Genomic DNA, 3,601 nt, shown 5'->3' with positions numbered 1-3,601 from the left:
CCGGTTTGAGGTGTCCCTTTTCGGGGCCTTAGCTCAGCTGGGAGAGCACCTGCTTTGCAAGCAGGGGGTCGTCGGTTCGATCCCGACAGGCTCCACCACCTTGGTTTGAATCAAGACATTTGGGTCTGTAGCTCAGGTGGTTAGAGCGCACCCCTGATAAGGGTGAGGTCGGTAGTTCGAGTCTACCCAGACCCACCACTCTCTGAATGACAAAGCATACTTACTAATTTATATGGATCGGCACTGTGGCCGGTACATGTTCTTTTAAAACTTGTGACGTAGCGAGCGTTTGAGATATCTATCTTGACGTGTCGTGAGGCTAAGGCGGAAGACTTGAATGTCTTCTTATTAATTGAGTCGTTATATTTCGTATCTGGGCTTTGTACCCCCAGGTCATATATGTAACCCAAGGCAACTTGCGGTTATATGGTCAAGCGAATAAGCGCACACGGTGGATGCCTTGGCGGTCAGAGGCGATGAAGGACGTGGCAGCCTGCGAAAAGTATCGGGGAGCTGGCAACAAGCTTTGATCCGGTAATGTCCGAATGGGGAAACCCACCCGCTTGCGGGTATCCTGCAGTGAATACATAGCTGCTGGAAGCGAACCTGGTGAACTGAAATATCTAAGTAACCAGAGGAAAAGAAATCAACCGAGATTCCGTAAGTAGCGACGAGCGAACGCGGACTAGCCCTTAAGCTGATTTGGTTCTAGGAAAACAGTCTGGAAAGACTGGCCATAGAAGGTGATAGCCCTGTATCTGAAAGGGCCATTTCAGTGAAGACGAGTAGGGCGGGGCACGTGAAACCCTGTCTGAACATGGGGGGACCATCCTCCAAGGCTAAATACTACTGACCGACCGATAGTGAACCAGTACCGTGAGGGAAAGGCGAAAAGAACCCCGGAGAGGGGAGTGAAATAGATCCTGAAACCGTGTGCGTACAAGCAGTAGGAGCTCCGCAAGGAGTGACTGCGTACCTTTTGTATAATGGGTCAGCGACTTACTGTTCGTGGCAAGCTTAACCGTATAGGGGAGGCGAAGGGAAACCGAGTCTGATAAGGGCGCATAGTCGCGGGCAGTAGACCCGAAACCGGGTGATCTAGTCATGGCCAGGGTGAAGGTGCCGTAACAGGTACTGGAGGCCCGAACCCACGTCTGTTGCAAAAGACGGGGATGAGCTGTGATTAGGAGTGAAAAGCTAATCGAACCCGGAGATAGCTGGTTCTCCTCGAAAGCTATTTAGGTAGCGCCTCATATGTATCCTCTCGGGGGTAGAGCACTGTTATGGCTAGGGGGTCATCGCGACTTACCAAACCATTGCAAACTCCGAATACCGAGACGGACTGTATGGGAGACACACGGCGGGTGCTAACGTCCGTCGTGAAAAGGGAAACAACCCAGACCCACAGCTAAGGTCCCAAATTCACTGCTAAGTGGAAAACCATGTGGAAAGGCACAGACAGCCAGGAGGTTGGCTTAGAAGCAGCCACCCTTTAAAGAAAGCGTAATAGCTCACTGGTCGAGTCGGTCTGCGGGGAAGATTTAACGGGGCTAAGCAGTGAACCGAAGCTTGGGGTGTGCATATTTATATGTACGCGGTAGAGGAGCGTTCCGTAAGCCGTTGAAGGTGGATTGAGAAGTCTGCTGGAGGTATCGGAAGTGCGAATGCTGACATGAGTAACGATAATGCGGGTGAAAAACCCGCACGCCGAAAGCCCAAGGTTTCCTTGCGCAACGTTAATCGGCGCAGGGTGAGTCGGCCCCTAAGGCGAGGACGAAAGTCGTAGTCGATGGGAAGCAGGTTAATATTCCTGCACCTCGCGTAAGTGCGATGGAGGGACGGAGAAGGTTAGGCGTACCAGGCGTTGGTTGTCCTGGGGAAAGGCGGTAGGTTTGGATCTTTGGCAAATCCGGGATCCTTTAAGACCGAGCACCGAGACGAGCCTTTAAGGCGAAGTCGCTGATACCACGCTTCCAGGAAAAGCTCCTAAGCTTCAGCTTACGCAGACCGTACCGTAAACCGACACAGGTGGGTAGGATGAGAATTCTCAGGCGCTTGAGAGAACTCGGGTGAAGGAACTAGGCAACATGGCACCGTAACTTCGGGAGAAGGTGCACCCTTTTTGGTGGCTCATGCGAGCTATAGCTGAAGAGGGTCGCAGTAACCAGGCCGCTGCGACTGTTTATCAAAAACACAGCACTCTGCAAACACGAAAGTGGACGTATAGGGTGTGACGCCTGCCCGGTGCTGGAAGGTTAATTGATGGGGTCAGCCGCAAGGCGAAGCTCTTGATCGAAGCCCCAGTAAACGGCGGCCGTAACTATAACGGTCCTAAGGTAGCGAAATTCCTTGTCGGGTAAGTTCCGACCTGCACGAATGGCGTAACGACAGCGGCGCTGTCTCCACCCGAGACTCAGTGAAATTGAAATCGCTGTGAAGATGCAGCGTTCCCGTGGCAAGACGGAAAGACCCCGTGAACCTTTACTATAGCTTTACACTGAACGTTGAGTTCGTCTGTGTAGGATAGGTGGGAGGCTATGAAACTGTGGCGCTAGCTGCAGTGGAGCCAACCTTGAAATACCACCCTGTCGTGCTTGACGTTCTAACCTAGGTCCATAATCTGGATCGGGGACCGTGTATGGTGGGTAGTTTGACTGGGGCGGTCTCCTCCTAAAGAGTAACGGAGGAGCTCGAAGGTACGCTCAGCGCGGTCGGACATCGCGCACTGTGTGCAAAGGCATAAGCGTGCTTGACTGCAAGATCGACGGATCAAGCAGGTAGGAAACTAGGACTTAGTGATCCGGTGGTTCTGTATGGAAGGGCCATCGCTCAACGGATAAAAGGTACTCCGGGGATAACAGGCTGATACCGCCCAAGAGTTCATATCGACGGCGGTGTTTGGCACCTCGATGTCGGCTCATCACATCCTGGGGCTGTAGTCGGTCCCAAGGGTATGGCTGTTCGCCATTTAAAGTGGTACGCGAGCTGGGTTCAGAACGTCGTGAGACAGTTCGGTCCCTATCTGCCATGGGCGTTGGAGATTTGAGAGGGGCTGCTCCTAGTACGAGAGGACCGGAGTGGACGAACCTCTGGTGTTCCGGTTGTCACGCCAGTGGCATTGCCGGGTAGCTATGTTCGGAAGCGATAACCGCTGAAAGCATCTAAGCGGGAAGCGCGCCTCAAGATGAGATCTCCCGGGGCACAAGCCCCCTGAAGGAACCATATAGACTATGTGGTTGATAGGTCAGGTGTGTAAGTACAGCAATGTATTGAGCTAACTGATACTAATGATCCGTGCGGCTTGACCATATAACCTCAAGTTGCCTTGGCCGACATGACATGTCGATAGATCCAAGTGCACGCTACGTCACAAGACCAAACGAGAGGCAGGCGCTCAGGCGCGTCTCTTTGTAAAGCCGGCACACCCGTGCCCGCTCCCTGCAAAGACACGTCCTGCGGCGACACTCCAAAAGCCTCCCTGGTGAAATTAGCGCTGTGGAACCACCCGATCCCATCCCGAACTCGGAAGTGAAACGCAGCTGCGCCGATGGTAGTGTGGCTCAAGCCATGCGAGAGTAGGTCATCGCCAGGGTTTATACCC

The 3,601-nt window shown here is 53.2% G+C and carries 2 tRNA genes and 2 rRNA genes; all 4 read left to right on the top strand.

Annotated features, from left to right (window positions below):
* The first annotated feature begins 22 nt into the window (after positions 1-22).
* Positions 23-98, top strand: a tRNA-Ala gene (locus ACI2JH_RS19680).
* Positions 99-121: 23 nt separating this feature from the next.
* A tRNA-Ile gene (locus ACI2JH_RS19675) sits at positions 122-198 on the top strand.
* Between the two features lie 230 nt (positions 199-428).
* Positions 429-3,309 (top strand): 23S ribosomal RNA (locus ACI2JH_RS19670).
* Between the two features lie 168 nt (positions 3,310-3,477).
* A 5S ribosomal RNA gene (gene rrf, locus ACI2JH_RS19665) occupies positions 3,478-3,592 on the top strand.
* The last annotated feature ends 9 nt before the right edge of the window (positions 3,593-3,601 follow it).

The sequence above is a fragment of the Stenotrophomonas sp. NPDC078853 genome, from assembly GCF_044901215.1.
GTDB lineage: Bacteria > Pseudomonadota > Gammaproteobacteria > Xanthomonadales > Xanthomonadaceae > Stenotrophomonas > Stenotrophomonas lacuserhaii.
The sequence above is the reverse complement of the archived record's forward strand: the minus strand, read 5'-3'. Positions and strand labels throughout refer to the sequence as shown.